This window comes from Roseobacter sp. YIN89 (assembly GCF_057219365.1).
On sequence record NZ_JBXVVD010000002.1, the window covers coordinates 1 to 21,548 of the forward strand.

The following is a 21,548-nucleotide window of genomic DNA, read 5'->3' on the forward strand; positions in this document are numbered from 1 at the left end:
CCCAGGTTGAGGCTTTGCGCAAGCACAGAAACGGCGGCAAGCAGACCGTCACAGTGCAGCATGTCAATGTAGAAGACGGAGGTCAGGCCATTGTTGGCAATGTTGAGACCGGGGGGAGGGGCACATATGAAAAGTGACGCCAACCCCATGCACAAGGCGCACGCGGCCCCTCGATGCACTGCAACCTCGAAGCGCAACGGCCAGCCATGCAGGGCTCCGGCTGTCAAAGGCTGGAATGTATGCCGGATGCACGGCGCTGGTGGCGGACAAGGCGCTGGCAAAGCGAACCCCGCTTATAAACACGGCGTACGCACGCGCGAGTATGTCGAGATGCGCAAGGCGATCAATGAGCTGGTGCGCACAGAACGCGAACTTGCCGCCCTTATTGATGATAGGACGGGCGAAGATCACTTTAATCTGCCCAATTAACTACTCTCTGGGCCAATAATCCCGCGAAATACCAAAAACCGGACGTTCAGGCAAAGCGCAGCTAATGACTGGAACGAGCCCACAGGAGACATTGCCAGTCGTCTAGTGATTATGAAACAAGGCCGCCGGTGGTACGACAACGGCGCGCTCCGGCGAGTAACGGTCGAAAAGATCAACCAGCCTTGCGGCTTCGGTCGCATCACCTGTCACTTCGATTTCACCATTCGCGACCAGATCGCCCGGGGTTTCCGTGCTTACGTAGATCTTCGCCCATGTTTCCCCGCTCATGGCCAGAACCATGTCAGGGTCGCGGTAGTGCTCATCCGGCTCTGCGACGAACTCGGCGACGGCGCGGCGGATGTGCAAACCGGCGCTGCTGCCATCGTCAAAGTTGAAGCGCATGTATGCGTCCGTGTCGCCGCTCAGTTCAGGGTTTATACGGACACGGAAGTAATCGAGGTAGGTGGTCGGAGAGGCCGCAATGACCTCGGGGGCGGGTGGGATCACACGCGGGACTGTGACCTTGCCTTCCAGCGCGAGCGCTTGCGTCATCAGGTGCGCGCGGTCGTTCGCCCCGGTCGAGACATAAGCCATCTGACGCAGCGCGTCGGCCTTGGCCTGCCGTACTTCACCATCTTCCGGATCAAGCCGGTAAAGGTAGTTCACCAGTTGCGCAGCCCAAGCGTATTCCTTTTTCTCCATCGCTTCAGCAGCGGCAGCAAGAACCGCCTCTCGCCCGCCCATCAACGGGACGATGCGCGACGCCTCGTCCCACGGGGCGACCGGCTTCAGGTTGGCGGCATCATTGTCGTACCACCCGACGCATTGGTAGTGGATCGCGGGGGCATAGCTGGAGATTTCACCGTAGTTTTGCAAGTTGTTTGGAGTCTCGTTCAGATACTCTGGGAAAGTAACGAGGTGCCGCAATTCATTTGGGCCTTTCCCGCCGAGAATACCACGCAAGCTTTGGTCCAGAACAAAGCTCGCACCGTCAAGATAGCCTTCCAACGTCTTCTGGATTACATCTTTGCCCACGATTGGACGGGCGGCAGCGGAAATGAGAACCTCGGGTTGCAAGTCGCGATTGTGCTTGAGGCCCTCGATCCACTCGCGTGGGTCACGGAAGATGTCTCCGCGGACGGAATAGAGCTGCGGGGGGCTGGACCAGAGCATGGTGGTAAGCAGGATTTCCCGTTCCGGCAGCCAAACAGTGCAGCGAACCTTGTCATCCGAGCCGTAACGCGTGAAGAACTGCATCTTCACGCCCAGAACCTCCATTTCCTGCCCGTCTTCAACCGGTGTGTTCACTGGGATGAAAGCACCCTCATCAACTTCGAGATTGGTCGGCACCACCCAGGCGTCTGGTCCCTCGTTCGGCATGAACGTGTTGAACTGGATCAGCAAACGCGCGGTCAGGTAGGGCCCGATCTCGGGGAAATAAGCCGGTGCGCCGCCCGCGTTGCGTGCAACCACGTCATTGAGGTTGGGGTGGCCGATAATCGGGATATCATCGTTTCCTTCGGTCAGCACGCCAGCGCCGAGGCAAGTGTGCGAATGGCCGTAGATGATCGCTTTGACCGGTTTGTCGCTGACCGTGCGCAGCGCCTCGAACATCAATTCACCGTCATGCTTGGTGTCGCCGGTGTCAAAGGCGATCAGCCCCTCGGGCGTGTCGATCACGGCCATCGGGGCCAGCCCGTAGCCACCAAAGACCCAGACGCCTTCTGCGGGTTCTTCGATGGTCGGCTCGGGCCACGCAACCGTGTCTATGCCGTCCAGCAGCCGTTTGTTGGTGATGGCGCCGTTTTTCGCAGTAGCCCGTTCGACTGGCGCGCCCATATAGGCGTCGATCTGTGCAGTTGAGGAGGACAGGTCCCGCGTCCGCGCCGCCTGCGCGATGGCCGGACTGGCAAGAAAGCTTCCGGCGGTCGCGGGCACGGCGGCGAGGGCTGCGGAAGAGAAGAGAATATCGCGTCTGTTCGGGTTCGTACTCATCGTTTTTCTCTTATGAAACATATTCTTTGCTTTGGTCTTGCGACAGGGGCGCGCAGGCTGAAGCGCCTGCGCTGCTTGGTTCAGTTCAACTTGCGCGCAATGGGCGCGGACCAGTTTTCGTAACGCTCGAGATCAGGCGCGTAGAGCCGCATGATGATATCGAGGTCCATGTCTGCACGGTTGATGGGCAGCCAGTTTTCCTCCGCTACGCCTTCGGGCTGTTCGGCGGCGATAACGATGCGGATGCCGCCGTCGTCATCGAGTTTGAAGCCTGCGTTTTCACCCACGGAATACTTGAACCGGTCGTTGGGGATGAAGAAACCGGTTTCGTTCTCGTAGAGCGTAGCCGACCAGAACGCATTGACCGGCGGTAGTTCCTCGGCCGTCATGACGATCTCGTAGTCGTACATGGCGTTCATGGGCGCGCCGTCCTCGGTAAGGATCGCCGGGTAAAGCGCTTGGTCGGCGGGTTGGCCGATGGGGCCGGAGACGGACTGAAAGGTTTGCCGCTCGAGGTTGATCTGCCCCTTGGGTTGGAACAGGCCGGTCAGGTTCTCGTCGAGAAAATCCTGATCGCCGAACTTGGCCAGTTCGACCACAGCAACCTTCTGGGCAACGTTGCGCAGCGCTTCGCCGTCGATTTCGGGGGCCGTGTCGGGATCGTAATCCTTTCCCGGTTCGATGCCGAGCGGTTCCAGAGCGACCAGAAGGCCTGCATCCAGTTCGTCATCCGGATCAAAGGTCGTGTGGTTCACCACGAACTGCATGACCTCGATGAAGCGGTCCTCGAAAATATCGAAATCCGAGCCATAGGGCGGGAACCGCGCCGTGTCCTCGCGGAGGTCGAGGTTGCGGCCCACCATGCCCGGGCTACCCCAAGAGCGGACATGCGGTTCACCGTCGCCTTGACCGAGAAACTCCGACAGCGGCTCCACATCGACGCGGCGCATGGCGTCAAGGTTGCGCTCCAGCCGTTCCGGTTCAGCGGCGTGGGGCATGATGCGGAACACGGCACTGACGAAATCGCCCGTGGTCTCCATGATCATGTCCACGCCCTCGACCGGCGCGCCGTCGTAGTCAGGCGTCCGCGCGCTGTAGAACAGGATGTTGGCCGGTTCGTCGAAGTCGCCCTTGGTGGTCGACATCGGGATGTTCACGTAGTGGTCGTAGCCTGTGACCATCAGCGAGACATAGGTTGAGTCGAAAGCCGGAATCTCCAGCACGACGGGCTCTTCGGTGACATCGATCATCGCAACCGTGTAGAGTGTATCGTTGTTTGGACGCGCGATGGCACGCAACGTGTGATCGGCGAGTTCTGTGTTCGGCTTGACGCGATTGTAGCCACTCGTGTTCTGCGGGTTGTCGGGGTCAAGCGCGCCTTTCTGGTTCACGTTGAACATGGCGACATACTGGTAGGAGCGGCGGACCAGATCCTCCATCTGGGCGTCGGTCAGGTTCACCGTTTCGCCGGACTGGGCAGAGACGGCGCCGGGCAGCGACAGGCCGGCGGCCAGCGCCAAAGAAAGTACGATGTGTTTCATTCTTGAGACCTCTTTCAGTTGTTGGGTGAATACCAGATGGGGGAGGTGTAGGCGCGTTCCTGCTGCACCATCACTGCGTCCTCGGGCAGGTCGATAGTGCCGTAAAACGCCTGATCGTAGGCCAGCCAAGACGGCGTCGGAATTTCGAGAATGCGGACGTAGTAGTATGCGCGTTGTGCCGGGTCGAATTCGGGGTCCACCCAGTAGCCGCCGAGCGCCGCCGCCCCAATGGTGTTGGAGAACTCGGCTCCCTCGACGGTACTGCCCATAGGCGGCAGCTTGCCATCTGCGTCCATTTCACGCTCGCCTGACCACGCCACATCGAAGACCTTGGTCATCGGCTCACCGTCGTCGCCGACCCAGCCCTTGACCATTTGGATGCGGTCGAGGTTGGCGCCGTCGGGGTCGCGCAGCGCGCGGATCATAAAGGTGGGTGCGGCACCCTCCGGCCCGGCGAACATGTCAGCCCCCATCGGCACGCCGCGCGCGTAACCCTCGGCCGCGAAATCCGCACGGTGCACCTCATCGGCCTCGAAATCCCAGCCGGCAAAGACGCGCACGACCATACGAGAGCCGGTGGTAGCGTAGACTTCCTTGCGCTGAAACGCGTCCCAGATTTCTTCACGGGTGTTTTCGCGCGCCCATGCAACGGCAAGACCAGCGGCGAGCGTCTCGTAGTGACGGATTGCAACCTCTTCACCGATGATAGCGTCCTGGACAATCAACTCCTCGTAGCGTTCCGCGCCCGTACCAGGCTCACCCGGGGTCGCTTTGCCGTAATAATTGTCCTCCCGCGTGGTTGCGAGCGAGGTGTGGCTGTCGGTAGAGCCGATCTGGCCGAACTTGAAGGGGTTCGCGCCGATCTCCTTCTCTATCACAAGGCCGCGCGCCAGTGCCTCGCGCGCATATTCCTTCGGCAGCATCTCGGGCGATTTGAGCTCGAAGCCGAAATTGCCACGATCCCACCGGTAGTAGTCGGCGAACTCATCGTTTGGGCTGAGCATCGGGTGCGTTTCGCCGTCGCCTTTGATCTGCGTCATCTCGTATACCGGCTCCCATCGCGCCCGGCGTTCGGCATAGTCTATGTCGATGGGTTCCCCGTTCAGGCGGATTGTATCGAACATCATTCCGTTCGACAGGTTGCCGCCATGCGGGATTGCCATGACCTTGCCACCCGTTTCCTGCTCATAGTCCTGCATCCAGTTCCACAGGTCTTCGGGATCGCTGCTGTCGTAATTGGAAAAGGGTATCCGTGTGCCAACCTTGTCGGCATCATCGCGGAACATCACCACCCGGTGCAGATTATTCCCTTCGGGCGTTGATGTCCATTCGAACCCATGCAGAGAGGTGAAGACACCGGGCTCGTTGAAGCGCTCGGCGCTCTCGACAATCCGGTCCCAGATCGAGCGTGTCAGATCGTCATCGTTGATGGGATCCGACAGCTCTGCCATCGCGGTTCCCCACATGACATAGGCTTCGTTGAGTTGCCCTGCCTTGACGAGATCATGCACTTCGCGCCCCCACGTGAGCGTCAGCAACGCCGGGTTTGATTCCGCAATCATCGGGGCCAAACCAAGGTTCTCGGCGTGATCGGCGATCACAAGAAAATCCAGCGGCCGGATCAACTGGGCATACTCGCCAGCCGAAGCGCGCACCTTTTCGCCGCGCGCAAAGCGGAAGGCTTCGTCCGGTCCAAGCGTATTGCCTATCATCCCCGCATCGGTGGAATAAGAGGTGTGCAAGTGCGTGTCGCCGAAGAAGACCCGGTTCGGGTAGGACTGGTCGAGATAAGGCGAATAGTTCTTTTGCCCGATCACCACATCCTCTTCATCGATGGCAACGTCGCCAACGTAGCCTTGCGCCAAGGCAGTCGTGGCCCAGAGGAATGCCGCACCCGCGACAGTGATTGGAAGTATGCGTTTCATGTTCCTTTTCTCCTCTTTAATCGGTTGGCTCAAGTGCTGGGAAATTCCAGCTTCCGTCGAGGATCTCTTGGCGCGGCTGGTAGAGGCGCACGGCATAGCTCCACTCTGGCGTGATGGGGATACAGTTCACGCGGCCGTCGTCGCAGCCGCCCATGTGGATGGTGATGGAGCCATCTTGGTTCGGCTCGGCGGTCACATTGTTGTAGTTGTTGCGGCCCATGTCGTTGGGTTCCATGTAACCAGCCGCGTTGTAGACCGTGATCGACCAGAAGGCGTCTACCGGCACGTCCTTGGCTGTTACTGCGTAGGGTGTTTCACCGTCGTTTTCATCTACGGAATCGACGAGATAGATAGCGCCTTCCGGGGGCAGGCCGGCCCACCCGGCGATCCCGCCGACCAAGTAGTGTACAGGGTCCACATCGTCTTTGCGGCCGAAGGCCAGCGCGGAATCGAAACTCACCTCGGCGGCGAGGTCATTCAGCGCCTTGCGCACTGCCTCTAGTTTCTCGGTGTCCCAGTCTGGTGCCTCGAATGGTCCGTCCCCGCCGCCCGAGACAATGATCCCGTCCTGTGCCGCATGTGCCGCTTGCACATCCTCGGGGTCAGACGGCTCGATAAAGGTGCGGAAACTCACCGCCGCAAACCGTGTTCCAACGTTTTCTTCGGTGAGTTCGTAGGTTCCGGGTGCGGCTTCGACGAACATGTGGTGGTCTTGATTGACCACGTGCATCGACTGATAGCGCCCGTCGATTTCGGGCAGCGTGACCTCGACCGGTTCTGTCAGATCGAGGACAAGCGAGGAATAAATCGTATCTACGTTCATCCGGATCACAGGCTGATTGGCCAGATCCACCGTCTCGCGCTGGTGGACGATCTGCCCAACCTCGAGCCCAAAGGCCTCGATATTCTGGCGGATCATGTGGTCGGTTTCCGCCCGAAGCAGGTTTTCAAGGGTAATGTCTTCGGCGAAGACCACCGTCGGAGCGCAGAGCGCAAATGCAAGTAGCATTCTCATGTCAGCTTTCCTTTTCAGTTGACTGGTTCGACGTCCGGAAATGTCCAGCTGCCGTCGAGAATTTCCTCTCCGGGCTGATAGAGGCGGACAACATAGTTCCAGCCCTCCATGATCGGCAGGCAGTTCACGCGGCCATCGTCACACCCTCCGAAGTGGACGGTCATCGAGCCGTCGTCGTTGCGCGCGCCCATCACGGAGTTGATAACGTAACCATCGATGGCGTTTTTCTCGAAGAACCCGTCTGCGTTGTAGAGGCTTACAGACCAGAAGGCGCCCACGGGCACCTCGGCGGGCACCTCGATCCTGTACTCTCCCACAGGCAGATTAGGCGCATTGGAGGGATACATCGCCTCGGTCTCGGGCAGGCCGCCCCAGCCGATGGCCGTTCCAAGCAGGTGGCGCACCGGATGGACATCTTCTTTCGCGCCAAAAGTACCCGTGATGCCGTCGACAAAGGGCAGGAACCCTCCGATCAGTGCGATCAGCGCATCGTAGGCCTCTTCGTCGTAGTCCGGAAGGATGAAGGGATTCGCCGAAGCTGCTTCGATTTTTATCTGGTCCTGAATCGCGTTGACTGCTGCGACGTCCTCTGGATCGTCCGCGTCCACCAGCGTGCGCATGTACACGATGACGTAGGGCGTATCGAATGTTTCCATGTCGAGCGTGTAGGTGCCGCCGCCGTGGAACACCTTGTTGATGAAGTGGTCTTGGTTGACGATCATCGCTGACATGTACCGCTCGCCCACGTCCGGCAAAGTCAGTGTCGCGCCTTTGGATATGTCGACAACCGCGGTGCTGTAGAGCGTGTCCCGGTTCATCCGGATGGTCGGCTGGTTGTCCACCGGCGTGGGTTCGCGGAAGTGGTAGAACCGGTTTATTCCTCCAGCGAGCGTCACGTATTTGTCGAGCTCGATGTCACTCGCGGCTCGCGCAAAGTTGTCGATCGTCACCGGGATTTCGCGGGCGTCAATCAGTTCGGTCAGGTTGTCGTCGGCCAATTGCGCTGGCGCCTGCGTGGTGACAGTTGCCGTCAGCCAAATCGCACACAGAAAAGTCTTGCTCAAAGTCTTCATCTTTCACCTCCTGATTGAAGTTCCACAGGTATTTTATAGTTGATACTATCAATTATAATTTGATTGATCATGTCAATTACTAAAGGTACGAGTTACGCATGAAATCGACTGCTAAAACCGAAACCAACGTATCAATTCATCAAAGCGTAGGGTATTGGGTGGGACTTCTGTCGCGTTCCATGGAAGCCGAATTCAACCGTTGCCTTGCGCCGCATGGTATAACCCGCATGTCCTATGCTGTTCTTGGAGCGATGGTTTTTGACGGCCATAAAGCACCTTCTGGCATCGCTGACTTTCTTGGTGTTGACCGTGCTGCGGTCACGCGCTTGCTGGATAAACTCGAAGCACAAAAGCTTATCTCACGCGACCGAGATAAAGGAGATCGCCGGTCGATCTTGATCCGTGTGACACCAGCAGGCAAAGCTTTGGCGTTGGAAATGCAGGCCCATTCGCGCGCCGTAAATACCCAATTCACAGAAGCTCTTACCTCCGAGGACAAAGAAAGACTGGTCTCACTCATCAAGGCGATGCTGGCCAAATCGGATACCCTGCCGGAAATTCTCTGATCTCAATCGTATTGCTCCATCGTTTCCTTGATCGCGATATCCACAGCACCGGCCAGCAACATGCCGGGATCATCGTCGCAAGCGTCTTCCAGTTCTTCTACGAATTCGTCACGTAAAGCACCGCTTTCAGCTTCTTCCGGCGCAACTGCAAGCACGTCGATTTCCCTGTTGTAAAGCGAGACGAAAGCCATTTCCCGCACAATCGTATTGATTGCTTCTTCGTCATCGGCGTAGGTCTCAAGGATGCTTGCGCAGCTGTGGTGCATGTGAGGCATCGCGGACTGGATGACTTCTTCGATGTCCACCTCTTCGGCATGCGCAATTCCGGAGAACGCGATAACAGATGCCGTGGCGTAGGTGATAATTCTATTTTTTTTGAGCATTTTTTTGTCCCTTGTTCCCAAAGCGGAAGCCCTGATTTGATGAATTATTTCTTCACAGCGCCAGCGATAGCGCCAACGACCAAGCCAGTACTGGCGCCACTTTTGCCACCAACCAGCGCGCCTACGCCTGCACCGATTGCGGCCCCCTTAACGGTTCTCTTGAATTGCCTATTGCTTGCATCGGCAGGGATCGCAAACCCGAATGCCAGAGCTAGGGTGATTGCAGTTGTGAACAGTTTTAGTCTTGTCGTCATTACATGGTCTCCATCATTGCCAATTCTCGCACTGCTTTGTGTACAAGCGTCATCACGAGAACATCTGAAACGCGCTGGTTCGTTTAATCATCCTGTGCGACCCCCTTTTCACGGGATGTGGTTATAATTCAAAAGCGAAACGTGCCGCCCAAGACGGGGCCCGATTGCGCCACGTTGTAGAGAATGCCGTTGCTGTCATAGTCGACATCCAGATGGCGCCAGCCCAGGCTGACCGTGAAACGATCGTTGATATGGTATGTGGCCCCAGCAAGAAGCGACCATTCGCTTTGGGCACCGACGCCAAATCCTCCAATGTCGAATGCCCCGAACAGGCTCCATTTTTCGGATAGGGTGTAGTACCCTGCGGTACCGATCAAAGGACTGATCCAATCCTCCTTTTCCCGCACGTTCGAAGATCCGCCACCGACTCCATTGAGTGTGAAGGAATTGTCGAGCCACCACGCGCGCGCGCCGCCATAAACGTCGACCGACGCCTGTGATGTCTCAAAGACTGTGCGCCCGACAGCCAAGGCAAACGTGGCTGTATCACTTTCGATTTCAGCCGCGTCAAAGACAACTCCCCCGAGGCTTTCTCTGGTTGATACTTTGACCAGCGTCGCATCCAGGTAGACGACCCATGGGCCGTTTCGAGCACTGGCCATGATCATGCCGCCAAAGTCGAGGTCGTCCAGAACATCAGAAAAAGAGATATCTACATCAGCAGGCGGCGCGCCGGAGAATGTACCTAACGTCCCATTCAGGCCGGACGTCCACGCGTAAGGGGTCACCTCGAAATCCCAGTCCGAAAGGCTTTGCGCCTGACTTTGACCGCTTGCGCTCAGACCAGCCACGAACATCGATAGAAAAATGTATTTTTTCATAGTTTCGCCATCGCCTGCATGGTCGAAGATTAGCATGGCCAATAGGATCATTTTGCGACAAAATGCGGTATGGCTTACGAAGTGATAAACTCGATCGAATTTTCACATGTAATTGATTTACTTGATCGAATAGCTTCCCCAACGCTTGTAGATCGGGCTCTCAGGGCTTCAGGTCTCAGTCGCAGGGCGGTCAGGCAATCCCGCGGTTATTTGCCGTACCGACTGGAGGCCAAGGTAATAGAATATGTCGCCCGCGCGACCGGTGACAGCCAGCTCGGTGCAAAGCTGGGTGAGCAATTCAACTATACGGCCTATGACGCTTATGCGCGCTACGTCTTGAGCGCGCCGGATCTGAAGACCGCAGTAACCCGTGGCCGTCAGGCTTTTCCGCTGATCAGTCCAGGCAGTGAACTCCACATCGATGTTCGAGGGGACATCATGGTGGTCGGACGCCTTTCAGGAATTGATGGCGTTGTAGGGCACCGCCACCTTGATGATGGCGCCATCGTAATCATAGCCAAAGTCTTTCAGCACTTCCTCGGCCCGGACTGGCAGCCGGAATGGGTGGAAGTAGGGGGTAAAGATATTCAACGCGCGGCTTACCTCCAAGACTTGTTGGGGGCGCCTTTGCGGACTGGGGCGAGAATGCCGGGGGTCGCCATACATCTCAACGACCTGTCCACAAGAAACCCTTACCCACCCACTCCAAATGAAGTGATCACTCTTGCCCAGCTTCCGACCATGATGGGAATTCAACCCGCGACAACGACCCGTGACCTTGTCTGGCACACACTGGCGGTTCAGCTTGCGATGGATGACATGGCTCAGGAGAAAGTAGCAGAAAAGTTGAATATGGGATCCAGAACGCTCCAGCGGGCCCTGAAGCTTGAAGGCACATCGTTTCGGGATGTTAAGACAAGTTTCATAGAGTCCCGCGCCCGGGTGCTTCTCTCTGAAACTGATTTTGACATCCCCACCATTGCGCGCGCACTGGGCTATGATGAACCCAAAAGCTTCCAACGGGCTTTCCGAAAACAGACAGGCATGACACCCAGAGCTTTTAGAGTGGTTACGGCACATGCCCGATCGCCGAAATGCAGGCGTCGGCCACCAAAGGATGAACCAGATCATTCGTGGTAGCGGCTTCTAGGTATTGACGGAACTTACCATCAGCATCAACAATTGCAGCAGGTGTGTCGCAGCCGAAATTCATGCGGATGATCGCTGGACCGACATCTGGAGGCCCCAAGTACATGGAAACTAACCTCATTGAATTGTACAGCGGCTTCACCAAGCCGCTGTTGCCGTTTCCCTATCTCGTTGTTGTGATTTTGATTTCGTTTCCGGTCGCAGTGTTTGTAGGGTTCAGGATAGGGGCGTTTGAAAGACGTCGACTGGGATATGAAAAGTTACCTGCAGACCAGTTACCCGGTGCGACATCTCTTGGAGCGATGCTTGCGCTTTTGGGGCTGCTTCTCGGTTTCGCGTTTAACTCCGCGATTAACTGGCGCGAAGACAGGCAAGCTGGGCTGGTGCATGAAGCCAATGCGATCAGCACCGCATTCCTCACGGCGAGCCTTCTTGCGGAGCCAAGTCGAACCACTCTCCAAGAAAAGATACTGGCCTACGGTAAAACGCGCATCGCAACAGCGGATGACATAGCATCGGTCGAGGCATGGAACGCATTCCTATCAAGAACGATACAGGCGCAGTCAGCGATCTGGCCAGCTGTGGAAAATTCCCTTTCCAACACAGTTTCTGATCCGATCCGTGCGACCGTTGTCCAGAGTTTAACGCATATGCTTGACGCTCATAATCTTCGAATAGCTGCCGCTGCTCAGCAAATCCCAATACCTGCAAAAATGATGATCTCAATCGCCGCCCTTGCAGCATTGGCGATTGTTGGCAACCGGTCTGCGCTGCACGGAAGATCACTTACTTGGCGGACGTTCGCGTTAGCCTTTTTGCTCGCGGTTGTAATCCTCGTAATTTTCGATCTGGATCGATCACTTGAGGGCACAATGAGAACCAAACCCGACACTATGCTTGCAGTTCTTTATGAAATCGAAAGTACGCTGGCAATCAGAGAGGAATAACCGATATTCGGCTAACCCTTCCGTAATTTTGCGTGGAGGCTTTGTCCTAAGTCTTCCCAGACTGTATCCCCTAGGCCAGTTCTCTTACAGATTATACTGCAACCGGCAGGCTGACAAAGTTACCGGTTCCGCAAGAACCTCCTTAGAGGAATGAGGTGGGAGTGCCAGGCGGTTTGAATGGATGTTTTGTCCCGCTGAGCAGTCGACTACCTGAGTTTGCCAAATGACCGCTTTTATCCGGAAATTTATAGGCAAAGATCTTGACTATTCTGCGATGAATTCACCGCTACCACCCCAATCGGCCGGCATGTCCTTGAGTTTTGGCAAACCGTCTTTGATCGGCAGCACTGCATTTTCGTAGTTGAGATGAACCGTTGGAGTGAATTTTAGATCAGAAAAGAGACCAGCAAAAACATCGAATAAGTCTGCGTCAGCCAAGTATACCCCGACCAGCCCATTGCAAACACTGCACGTAAAGACGCCACCTTCGGGCTGATTGTTTTTGGAATAGCGCCGAAGTTTGTCCTCCCCAGCGGTAAACCGAATTTTTGGTCTCGGCCAGAGAACTGGCGCGCTCAACGGACTTCCTGTGCGACTACGACATGAATTGCAGTGACAATAGCACTGAACAAGTGGTTCTCCGTCTGCCTCTAGCTGCACCGCCCCACAGGAGCATTGTGCGTGATAAATCATATCGAGCCTCGTGATCCTGAAAACGTCACTGGCACAGTTGCACAAAAGCTTGTTTTAACCAAGGCAAAGCCATTTTGCATGCGCTTTGAATGACTGCTTGGTCCCGCAGAGCGGAAGTAGAAACACTGCTCTACGAAGGTCCGCTTTGCCACGGGTGACGCTGTGCCGATGTCGTGTTTATGGACCCTAGGGCGGAGACCTTCAGCGGACATTACTGCATCAAAGTGTAGCGCGCCACCTCGCCCCGCTCCTGCGCGGCGTCATATTCATCAGCCAAGCGCATTTCGGCACGGGCCGAATGTCATTAGCGGCCATTCAGTGGGGTTTGAGGTAATGGCTGAGTTGCGGACCAAGCAGCCTCTTGAATTCCAGACATTTCATGTACCTTCGAGCGCTGAATGCCTGGAGTGACGCTTTTTTGATCCACCGCAGGTCTCACTGTCGTACTTCTGCTCAAAATTTCCAGCGTGCCCCTAGCGCGACTACGTCGATGTCAGAGTAGGTCGATCCAGGCTCGCGGAATTCATGCCGTCGCCACGCAACGTAAAACTCGAGATTGTAATCGCTCACTGCCTGAACCACGGCCAGTCCGACAGACTTGCTCTCTGATCCATCCGCGACGTAATTGTTGCCGTCAAAGAAATCCACCGATAGCGACGTGATCCCTATGGCAAACCAGTCCTGTACCCAACCAACCTTACTATAAACGTAGCTGTCGTTGCCCTTCTGTTGCGCGCCAGACGCAAACGCGAGGTTGAGCCCCGTAGGCACGTGAAACACGGCAGCCGAACCGGAAAGCAACTCTTCGCCACCGCTGATCCATGAATAGCCAAGGCGCGCATCAAGCTTTACATCGCCGAAACTCGCGGCGTATTTGGTTGCTATATCATAGTATTCGTTGTCGTCGTCCTCGTTCAGCACCTCCTCGCCGCCTGTGATAGAAAACACGAGCCCGCTCCACGACGGCGTGTCGTAGCGCAGCCGGAACCGTCGCGCACCGTCGAAAGACTTGAATACGTCAGCGATGGCGATGCCAGAACCCATCCCGGCAGCATCTCGAAACTCAAAGCTGCCTGCGAGATCTGCGATGCCCGAGTAGGCAATAACACCCGTCCCGGACAAATCCGCCTCCGCGACACCATCTGTGGCCATGCTGCCCTGACCAAGATTAAAGCTGCCGATATCGGGCGTGGTGTAAATGAACTCAAACTTTCGCAACTCTTGGCGGTCATAGTCGAACGCAAGGTCCTGGTCTTCGATAGTAACACTGCTAGACCCATCCAGCCCCAGTGCGGTTTCGAAGTTGAACCGCAGCGAGCGATTTCCACCGAAGTCGTAGAGCCAATTAAAGCCGATACGGGAATTGGAGTTGTCGTTGTCTGTGAGATAAGTTTCAGTCTGGAAGCCGTCATCGGTACTGTTCAGCCCGAAATTCAATTGTCCGTAGAAATCAAATGAGGATTGCGCCTGCGTAGCCATGGGCGCTGCACAAGTGACGATTGCCAAAAAGCAAGAAACTACACGGGACATGAGTTAAGTATGACACAAAAATAACAGGTAGGAAGCCATTCTTTGCCGCAGCACCGCACGCATGAGCACTTTCAATACCATTTAAGCGGGGGCAGACGTCTTATTGAGCGTCTCCTATGGGCTCAATGCAGTCATTCACGGCGAGGCGAGTGAATGACTGCTTGGGGAGAATGATGTGTTCTCGATGGTGGCGCGTCGGACTTTAAAGCGGCTGCATCGAAACACATGCACTTGATATTACAAGCGAGCTTGCACCAAATTAGTCGTCGAGACGTGTAATCTTGGAACCTTCGATAGTCGCGCTGGCCATCAATCCGGTTTCATCGAAGACGAAGGCAATGGTATCCGCTTTTATGCTCGTTGTATCAACTTCGACCGTCGCTCCGGTTTCAATCACGGCAACGGAGCCATCTACTCCTAGCTCAAAACCTTTCTTGGATTTAAAGCTGTCCAAAGCCTCCTGTGTCATGAACAAAATGACGTAGCCGTACGTTTGGAATCCTGCCTGCGCACCAACAGAAACGCTCAACGTACGGTAATAACCGTCTTTGCTGTCGCCCACGTGCAGAACACCTTTACCTACTTCTCCGCCAACGCCCAAACCAGCCTTTGTGATTTTGGGGAAAACGAGCTTGGCAACAGCGTTTTGCGACAGCTCTCTGGCAGCGCTGTTTTCGTCGTATAATTTTGTAAGCGACGCCGTCGCGAGCGCATCTACTTCCGCGTTGTCGGCCGCAAAGACGGACCCCGACAATGTAATCGTCCAAAGCGCCGCAACGCCTGCGAAAAGCAATGTGCCAAAAAATCTATGTTGAAAAATTACCATCCTACTGTCTCCTTGGTTCGGTTGACTCGATCATTACGCCCTCAGTTTGGCACTAGAATACAGGCCCGCAAAGCGACAACTCTGATTTTGGCAAAATTGGAGAAGGCATTAGTACATTATTTGTCTGCTTCGGGCTCTAAGCAGTCGATCACTGCAACGCGGGCAAATGTCCGCTTTAACCTGTAGTAGCATTTTTGATGCTCCTGAAGCAGTTTAGTCATTCTATCAGAAAGCCGCGTTGAAATTCCTTAAGAAAGCAATGCGTAAGCATGGTCGGCCCGAGGTGATCGTCACGGACCTGCTGCGCTCTTATGGTGCTGCGCTCAAAGAGATCGGCGCCGCAGACAGGCAGGAAACGGGCCGCTGGCTGAACAACGGAGCGGAGAATTCACATCTGCCGTTTCGACGACGAGAACAAGCCATGCTTCGGTTCCGGCGCATGCGAAGTTTGCAGAAATTCGCCTCCGTCCACGCCTCGGTCTATAATCACTTTAATCAAGAAAACAGCCACTACTCACGAAACGATTTCAAGCTGAACCGCAACGCCGCACTTACCGAGTGGCGTCAGCTATGTTCCGGATAAGTTCCGGCATTTGGCGGCCAACTGAGACTGGTTCGAATTCGTCTGGCAGCACCGAGCGGTGGCCTATTCGGTCGGGTTGCGGTCGTCGAGAAGGTCTTCGCCCGCCGCTGCGGCTGCGGTCGCCCTTTCGCGGTTCACCACATCCTTGGCGCTGTCCGTACTGCGGGTCGGGTCCGAGGCTTCATGCACCTCTGTTGGTGCGGAACTTTGCGGTTCAGGTGCGGGGGCCTTTTCAGGAGGGGCTGCTGCGTCGGTTTCCGACAAAACGGCATTGGCCAGAGCGCTGGCCTGTTTTGAGCCATCGACGCGCAGCCGGTAAATCGGTTCCGGCAGGCCGTATCCGGCAGCTTCGAGCGCCTCTTTCGCGATGCGGATCGCCTCGCCCCGTCCTTTGAGAAAATCGGCGTTACGCTGGTCGAGCCATGCGGCAAAGGACAGTATCACATTGCTGTCGCCGACTTCGCTGATCCAGGCGGAAACGGGTGGATCTCGCAGTACGAAGGGCAGGGAAGAGATGGCATCCGCCGCCGTCGCCAGCGCGCCGGACAGATCTGCATCTGCATCGACACCCAGATCAAAGGTAAAGCGACGGTTGGGGTCGCGCGTGTAGTTGATGATGCGGCCCTTGTAGACGGTGGCATTGGGGATGCGGATCAGGTTGCCATCGGGCGAGATAAGGATGGTCGCCCGCGAGGTCAGCCGAGCGACCGAGCCCAGGTCGCCGCTGATGTCGACGAAATCATTGGGCCGGAAAGGCTGGCGCAGGCTGAGCAGTATCGAGGCGATGAAATTTTCGACCGTATCGCGAACCGCGAAGCCAAGCGCCAGCCCGACAACACCGGCCGCCCCAAGCACAGCGCCCAACAACGCGGTCAGGTTCAGAATATCGAGGGCCACAACCACCCCCAGCAGGACAAACACGATCCGCGCCACCGCACGGTAGATATCGGCAATAAACCTGTTTGGCGCGATCCAGTCCCACAGGCGCAGCCGCGGTGTGAGTTTCCACCCAGCCCATGCGATCAGCAGAAATACGGTGAAGGCCAAAAGATAGATGGGCGCATTGGCCAGAACGATTTGACCGCGTTCGGTCATCCGCTCCAACGCGGGGGCGAGACGCTCTTCAAGGTCGGTGCTGACGGCGGTTTCGTTCTTGATCGTGACGACGCCGGTGACGCGGTTGACGATCGCGACCAGCTCATCCCTGCGGGTGGTGTCGAGCACTTCGCCGCGCAGGGTCACAACGCCACCGGACACTGTTATGGTCACCTCGTCATAGCCGTCGATCTGGCGCAATAGCTGCTGGATGCGGGTGCGAATCTGCGCATCGGAGGCGGCGTTGTCCTCAACTGCGATGCTTTGGTCTGTCTGCACAGTTTCCGGTGTGCTTTGCGCAGCAGCAGGCAAAGGCGCAACAGCGTGCAGGGCAATCATCAGCGCAAGCGCGCAACGGGTCATGTATGTCATGGTCAGTATTCTGCTTTGAACGTCTTGATCAGTTTGGTGATGGCGGCGGCATCGGTGCCGCTGGCGTGGCTGTGCAACCGGGTCAGCAAGTCGCGGGCGTGATCCCGTACCAGACTGTCTGTAGTGACATAATCGGCGCTGGCGCCGAACGAGGCGGCCAGCAGCGCGGCAAAATCAGTCTCAGGCACGGTGACCAGCGGGTGCGACTGCTGCTCTGGAGGTTCTCTTAACCGGCTCGACAGACCCGCGTAGAGCCAGTTCAGGCAGTTGATTGCGGTGAACGGGTCGTTGACGCCGGGAGACAGGGCGCGCGCAACCATTTCCACCAGCTTGTCTGCGATAAAGCGGCTGTTTTGCGCCTCGGTTGGGCCGTTGCCCATTGCAATGGCGGTGCGCAGCGCGTCCTGGTCATCGTGATCAATGGACGGGCCGCGCAGTTCGAACACCGGATCACCTTGGGCGACAAACCCGCCGGGTCCATGCGTCAGGGTCACGTGTACGCCGGTGCGTTCGGCCACCTCGACAATGCCGCCGACATCAACGGTCTGGATGTAGCCGGTCTGGTTGGCCAGCAGATCAACGCGTGGTGCGGTACGGGCAGGGGGCTTGGGCAGGTCGTCGCCCGCTTCGGGCAGGGGCAGGTCATGCGCGCGCACCGCCGCGCAAAACCGCTGACCCAGACCGGCGGAAATAATGCTGACGTTCACCGCTTCGGGAATGTGGTGAAAGAAGTAGATCATCGTCGCAACAGCCAGCAGGGCAAGGATGATCGCGGTCAGCAAAGAGTACTGGGGCACAAAATAATCTTCGGTGCCGACGCTGCCCTGCACCTCGCGCAGGACGATGAGCGCGTAGGTGAAGGTGGCAATCAGGATGCCAAGGCTCCACTGGTTGCCGCGGTCGCGCATGAAGTTATCGATCAGCCGCGGCCCGTATTTGCCGGAGGCAAATGTCACGGCAACGATGGTGACGGAGAACATGACACCGGTGACACCGATGATGGAGGTGGCAATAACGCTGAGCACCGATCGCGCGCCCGCAGCCTCGGCATCGCGCATTTCTTGCGGCAGAATGTCAGGGTGCCATTCGGGTGTGCTGTCGAACCAAGCCATCACCAGCGCAAGAAGCACAGCCACCGTCATAAGCGCGCCGGGGATGAACCAGTAACTTGCGCGTAAATCTGAAACGATCTTGAGCAGCTGCGCCGTTGGAAGCTTCATCTAGGCAGCCTCGCCCTTGCTGTCCGGCGTTTCATTCCGGACGGGCAGAGGCTCGTTGAAAGTGAGCGTACGATACGGGAAGGGAATTTCGATCCCGGCTTCATCCAGCGCGCGTTTGACGGCAGCAATCACCTGATCGCGTGATTGCCGGATGTCGATGGGACGCGACCCGGTCCACCATGTCACCTCGAAATTGATCGAACTGTCTCCGAATTCCTGCGCGAATACCTGCACGTCGCGCACATCATCGCGCACTGTATCCACTTTTTTCACAGCATTGAAGATCACCTCGCGCGATGCGTCGACGTCTTCGCCATAGGCAACGCCGCAAATGACGGTAATGCGGCGCAGGTCGCGGTCAGTGCGCACGGTGACGGGGTTTTTGAACAGCATGTGGTTGGGCATGACGACCAACTGACCATCCGTCTGGCGGATGTGCGTGTCGCGGATCGTGATTTCCTCGATCTGGCCCTCGACGGCTTCACATTCGATAAAATCGTGAATGGCGAAAGGCTCGCGCAAAAGAATAAGGATGCCCGCGAGGAAGTTTTCAAATGTGTCCTTGAAGGCAAAGCCGATGGCGACCGACCCGAGGCCGAGTGTGGTCAGTGCTTTTGCCGGTGTGATGGTCGGAAAAATCACCGCCAGCGCAATCAGAGAGCCCATGAGCCACAGGCCCGTGCTGGCCAGCATCTGCAAGACATCGGTGAGGTTGCTGCGCATTCGGGTGCGTTTGGCGACCTGCCGGATGGCAAAACGACAAAGCTTTACGGCACCTAAGGTCAAAATCAGGATAAGCACAGCCGCCGCAATCCGCGGCGTGGCGGCAACAAGCGCCTCTGCATATCCCACGAGTTTTTCCTCGACGAGCGGTACGATGTTGTCCCAGTCCATTTGCGCTCCGTTCAGTTTTATCTGCAGCCCAACGCGCTGATGCAACAAGCGGTTCCTCAGGCTTGCGGGAACATTTCAGCGCAGCGGCACGTTGGCTAGGTGAATGCCGCACCACATGCGGCGCTTTTGAGCAAAGGAGAAAGCCATGGCTAAAGACGACAAACTTGTAAGCTACCCCGATCTGCGCGGGTCCGACCAACATCACGACCTCAAGAACCAGCCGGGCGAGAAGGGTGACAAGGACCACGCGGAAACCGACGGCGAACTGTCAAAGGAAAACGCCAAGGCGGTGAAGTCGTCAGAGGCTGATACGCAGTTGGCTGACGCTCTGCGCGACGTGTCCAAGTAACACGCGCACCTTCCCGGCATCGAGTCCCATATGACCCTGTCACAGACAAATAGCACCGCCGCCGTCCGCGCAAAGGCGTCGTCTTATGGCGACGACCGTGCGCGGCGTTTGGCGCGACTGGACCGTGTTGCATCAGTGATGGACACTCGATTTCGCATTCCCGGGCTCGGGTTGCGTTTTGGCTGGGACAGTATTCTGGGTCTTGTGCCCGGCGCGGGTGATCTCATCACTGCGGTGCCAGCAGGCTATATGATTTACGAGGCCTACAGGCTTGGCGCGCGGCGCAGGCTTTTGGGGCAGATGGCGCTGAATTCAGTGCTGGATATTGTCATCGGAGGCGTTCCGGTTCTGGGCGACGCCTTCGATCTGTTTTTCAAGTCGCACAAGCGCAATATGGCGCTGCTGCGCGACGCCTTGGGTGCCGAAGCGCGCACCCCTGCTGTTGCCTGATCAGCGCGCCTTGCTAAGCTCTGATCCGGATTTCAACACCTCATCACCATCTTCCTGTTCAACAAGGTAGGCCGGATCGTTTTCTGTGGCGCTTCGCGACACGTCGGTTCCCTTTATGGTGCGGGTCACGTCGCTGGTGAAGGTTTCCTTGACCTCGCCGGAACCTGTGCCGTTGCCCCAGTTCCATTCGACCTTGTCGCCTTTTGCATATGTTCCCATGTACTCACTCTCCTGATGTTATGCGCAGTCAGAACGTGCCGCGCGGTCGGTTTGTTCCCACGCAACCAGGGCGCGCTGTTGGCGCACAAAAAACCCCGCTGCGAGGGGCAGCGGGGTAATACTCGTTACTTCAAATAGGGCGGCTGAATTAGGCAGCGATCAGCCGATACGGAACTGAGACGTTGCACTGGGGAAGTGATGGCCTCAGCAAACTTGCTGGTCAGTCGGGGGGGAAGAAAACCGTGCCAGCACAAGGATAACCCCCCGCCCGGTCAAAAGTTCCCGAAGAGGAGATGTTTTTCCTAAATATTTTTCGGCAATAATTTCAATACGCTGGAGACGATTGGCGGCAGAGCAGGGGGCTGCTCTGCCGCGAAAAGCGATGGGTCCGGACGAGGTAAATTAACCGGTCATCTGCGCCTCAACGCGTCGGGGCCTTGTCGGTTCTCTAGATAAAAAAAACCGCGCTCCGAAGGAACGCGGCTTTTGGACAAATGGTGTCAGTTATTGACTTTCAGCGACACGATCGTCTTCTTCAGGTGCCTCAATGTCGACCGTTGGGACTGTTACTTCGACTTCGGTTGTACCAACGTCGATGTCGCCGGTTTCTGCTTCGAATTCAGGCAGGTTGCCACCTTCTACACTTACATCCACGTCAGGAAGCGATGCTTCTTCGGTCTGGTCGATGTCGATAAAGAAGATGCCGAAGGCGATGACTGCAACGGCGGCGATGGCTGCGATGATTGTACCAGTTTTCATTTTTACAACTCCTTTTGCTTTCATCGACAAAACGCGGCCCCCCAAAATTATGTTCCGAAATTTCTTTGCGGCAGTCCGGGGAACCATTGTCTGTGCAGGGGCGTTGACCAGCCAATCGACACGTCATCAAAAGGAGTAAGACAATGGAATATGGTATCATCGGTTTGATCGTCCTGATCGCTAACATCTACGCGCTGATCAAAACATGGACGAGCAGCGTATCGCTGGGTGCAAAACTGCTTTGGACGCTGTTGATCCTCGTGCTGCCGGTCATCGGCTTTATCATCTGGTTCTTTGCAGGGCCAAAAGGCTCCACACAAGTTTCCGCTTAAGATCAAAAGCTTTGGTGCCGACCTTCTTGCGGGGTCGGCACATTCTTTTCCACTTTTTTAAGGCGGTC

23 protein-coding genes and 1 pseudogene are annotated in these 21,548 nt (G+C 56.6%); 8 read left to right on the forward strand and 16 right to left on the reverse strand.

Going from position 1 to position 21,548, the window contains the following annotated elements; all coding sequences use genetic code 11:
• Window positions 1–126: 126 nt before the first annotated feature.
• Window positions 127–429, forward strand: a complete 303-nt coding sequence (locus tag AC2D8V_RS06190; protein WP_484732669.1) for a hypothetical protein — start codon at window positions 127–129, stop codon at window positions 427–429.
• Window positions 430–531: 102 nt separating this feature from the next.
• Here the strand turns inward: AC2D8V_RS06190 and AC2D8V_RS06195 are convergent, their stop codons facing one another.
• From AC2D8V_RS06195 to AC2D8V_RS06215, 5 genes are all read right to left on the reverse strand, one after another.
• Window positions 532–2,424, reverse strand: coding sequence for an alkyl sulfatase dimerization domain-containing protein (locus tag AC2D8V_RS06195; protein WP_484732670.1), 1,893 nt, complete (start codon window positions 2,422–2,424; stop codon window positions 532–534).
• An 80-nt stretch (window positions 2,425–2,504) separates the two neighbouring features.
• Window positions 2,505–3,965 (reverse strand): DUF1214 domain-containing protein, encoded by a 1,461-nt coding sequence (locus AC2D8V_RS06200; protein WP_484732671.1) that lies wholly within the window; start codon window positions 3,963–3,965, stop codon window positions 2,505–2,507.
• A 14-nt stretch (window positions 3,966–3,979) separates the two neighbouring features.
• Window positions 3,980–5,890 carry a DUF3604 domain-containing protein gene (locus tag AC2D8V_RS06205; RefSeq protein ID WP_484732672.1) on the reverse strand — a complete coding sequence of 637 codons (1,911 nt, stop codon included), beginning with the start codon at window positions 5,888–5,890 and terminating at the stop codon, window positions 3,980–3,982.
• 16 nt (window positions 5,891–5,906) lie between these two features.
• Window positions 5,907–6,905: a DUF1214 domain-containing protein gene (locus AC2D8V_RS06210; RefSeq protein WP_484732673.1), complete on the reverse strand. Its 999-nt coding sequence runs from the start codon at window positions 6,903–6,905 to the stop codon at window positions 5,907–5,909.
• A gap of 14 nt (window positions 6,906–6,919) precedes the next feature.
• The gene (locus AC2D8V_RS06215) at window positions 6,920–7,978 is read right to left on the reverse strand and encodes a DUF1254 domain-containing protein (RefSeq protein WP_484732674.1); all 1,059 of its coding nucleotides are present in this window, start codon (window positions 7,976–7,978) and stop codon (window positions 6,920–6,922) included.
• Between the two features lie 98 nt (window positions 7,979–8,076).
• Here AC2D8V_RS06215 and AC2D8V_RS06220 point away from each other — a divergent pair, with 98 nt between their 5' ends.
• Window positions 8,077–8,544 (forward strand): MarR family winged helix-turn-helix transcriptional regulator, encoded by a 468-nt coding sequence (locus AC2D8V_RS06220; RefSeq protein WP_484732675.1) that lies wholly within the window; start codon window positions 8,077–8,079, stop codon window positions 8,542–8,544.
• Window positions 8,545–8,546: 2 nt separating this feature from the next.
• On the opposite strand, the gene AC2D8V_RS06225 is transcribed toward AC2D8V_RS06220, so the two are convergent.
• From AC2D8V_RS06225 to AC2D8V_RS06235, 3 genes are all read right to left on the reverse strand, one after another.
• Complete coding sequence (locus tag AC2D8V_RS06225) at window positions 8,547–8,927, reverse strand: hypothetical protein (protein WP_484732676.1); 381 nt, start codon at window positions 8,925–8,927, stop codon at window positions 8,547–8,549.
• Window positions 8,928–8,971: 44 nt separating this feature from the next.
• Complete coding sequence (locus AC2D8V_RS06230; RefSeq protein WP_484732677.1) at window positions 8,972–9,181, reverse strand: YMGG-like glycine zipper-containing protein; 210 nt, start codon at window positions 9,179–9,181, stop codon at window positions 8,972–8,974.
• 128 nt (window positions 9,182–9,309) lie between these two features.
• Window positions 9,310–10,062 (reverse strand): hypothetical protein, encoded by a 753-nt coding sequence (locus AC2D8V_RS06235; RefSeq protein ID WP_484732678.1) that lies wholly within the window; start codon window positions 10,060–10,062, stop codon window positions 9,310–9,312.
• 69 nt (window positions 10,063–10,131) lie between these two features.
• On the opposite strand from AC2D8V_RS06235, the gene AC2D8V_RS06240 reads away from it, so the two are divergent.
• Both AC2D8V_RS06240 and AC2D8V_RS06245 read left to right on the forward strand, forming a co-directional pair.
• Window positions 10,132–11,202 (forward strand): helix-turn-helix domain-containing protein, encoded by a 1,071-nt coding sequence (locus tag AC2D8V_RS06240; protein WP_484732679.1) that lies wholly within the window; start codon window positions 10,132–10,134, stop codon window positions 11,200–11,202.
• Between the two features lie 77 nt (window positions 11,203–11,279).
• Window positions 11,280–12,158 (forward strand): bestrophin-like domain, encoded by an 879-nt coding sequence (locus AC2D8V_RS06245; protein WP_484732680.1) that lies wholly within the window; start codon window positions 11,280–11,282, stop codon window positions 12,156–12,158.
• A 264-nt stretch (window positions 12,159–12,422) separates the two neighbouring features.
• Here AC2D8V_RS06245 and AC2D8V_RS06250 read toward each other — a convergent pair whose 3' ends face one another.
• From AC2D8V_RS06250 to AC2D8V_RS06260, 3 genes are all read right to left on the reverse strand, one after another.
• Window positions 12,423–12,851 (reverse strand): GFA family protein, encoded by a 429-nt coding sequence (locus tag AC2D8V_RS06250; RefSeq protein WP_484732681.1) that lies wholly within the window; start codon window positions 12,849–12,851, stop codon window positions 12,423–12,425.
• A gap of 453 nt (window positions 12,852–13,304) precedes the next feature.
• The gene (locus AC2D8V_RS06255; protein WP_484732682.1) at window positions 13,305–14,381 is read right to left on the reverse strand and encodes a porin; all 1,077 of its coding nucleotides are present in this window, start codon (window positions 14,379–14,381) and stop codon (window positions 13,305–13,307) included.
• A 259-nt stretch (window positions 14,382–14,640) separates the two neighbouring features.
• Window positions 14,641–15,207: a lipid-binding SYLF domain-containing protein gene (locus AC2D8V_RS06260; protein WP_484732683.1), complete on the reverse strand. Its 567-nt coding sequence runs from the start codon at window positions 15,205–15,207 to the stop codon at window positions 14,641–14,643.
• Between the two features lie 226 nt (window positions 15,208–15,433).
• Here AC2D8V_RS06260 and AC2D8V_RS06265 point away from each other — a divergent pair.
• Window positions 15,434–15,790: pseudogene (locus tag AC2D8V_RS06265) on the forward strand (DDE-type integrase/transposase/recombinase); the annotation flags it as partial.
• A 63-nt stretch (window positions 15,791–15,853) separates the two neighbouring features.
• On the opposite strand, the gene AC2D8V_RS06270 reads toward AC2D8V_RS06265, so the two are convergent.
• Genes AC2D8V_RS06270 through AC2D8V_RS06280 form a run of 3 tightly spaced genes read right to left on the reverse strand, consistent with a single transcriptional unit; the run spans window position 15,854 to window position 19,371 of the window.
• Entirely contained in the window at window positions 15,854–17,257 is a 1,404-nt protein-coding gene (locus tag AC2D8V_RS06270) for a mechanosensitive ion channel domain-containing protein (RefSeq protein ID WP_484732684.1), read from the reverse strand.
• A gap of 2 nt (window positions 17,258–17,259) precedes the next feature.
• Window positions 17,260–18,477 (reverse strand): DUF2254 domain-containing protein, encoded by a 1,218-nt coding sequence (locus AC2D8V_RS06275; RefSeq protein ID WP_484732685.1) that lies wholly within the window; start codon window positions 18,475–18,477, stop codon window positions 17,260–17,262.
• Entirely contained in the window at window positions 18,478–19,371 is an 894-nt protein-coding gene (locus AC2D8V_RS06280) for a mechanosensitive ion channel family protein (RefSeq protein ID WP_484732686.1), read from the reverse strand.
• 145 nt (window positions 19,372–19,516) lie between these two features.
• On the opposite strand from AC2D8V_RS06280, the gene AC2D8V_RS06285 reads away from it, so the two are divergent.
• Together AC2D8V_RS06285 and AC2D8V_RS06290 are read left to right on the forward strand one after the other, a co-directional pair.
• The gene (locus tag AC2D8V_RS06285) at window positions 19,517–19,720 is read left to right on the forward strand and encodes a hypothetical protein (RefSeq protein WP_484732687.1); all 204 of its coding nucleotides are present in this window, start codon (window positions 19,517–19,519) and stop codon (window positions 19,718–19,720) included.
• Window positions 19,721–19,750: 30 nt separating this feature from the next.
• Window positions 19,751–20,170, forward strand: a complete 420-nt coding sequence (locus tag AC2D8V_RS06290; RefSeq protein ID WP_484732688.1) for a DUF4112 domain-containing protein — start codon at window positions 19,751–19,753, stop codon at window positions 20,168–20,170.
• Here AC2D8V_RS06290 and AC2D8V_RS06295 read toward each other — a convergent pair whose 3' ends face one another.
• Both AC2D8V_RS06295 and AC2D8V_RS06300 read right to left on the reverse strand, forming a co-directional pair.
• Window positions 20,171–20,389 (reverse strand): hypervirulence associated TUDOR domain-containing protein, encoded by a 219-nt coding sequence (locus AC2D8V_RS06295; protein ID WP_484732689.1) that lies wholly within the window; start codon window positions 20,387–20,389, stop codon window positions 20,171–20,173.
• 504 nt (window positions 20,390–20,893) lie between these two features.
• Window positions 20,894–21,148, reverse strand: coding sequence for a hypothetical protein (locus AC2D8V_RS06300; protein WP_484732690.1), 255 nt, complete (start codon window positions 21,146–21,148; stop codon window positions 20,894–20,896).
• A 143-nt stretch (window positions 21,149–21,291) separates the two neighbouring features.
• Between AC2D8V_RS06300 and AC2D8V_RS06305 the strand changes: the two genes are divergently transcribed.
• Window positions 21,292–21,480 carry a PLDc N-terminal domain-containing protein gene (locus tag AC2D8V_RS06305; RefSeq protein ID WP_484732691.1) on the forward strand — a complete coding sequence of 63 codons (189 nt, stop codon included), beginning with the start codon at window positions 21,292–21,294 and terminating at the stop codon, window positions 21,478–21,480.
• Window positions 21,481–21,548: the final 68 nt, after the last annotated feature.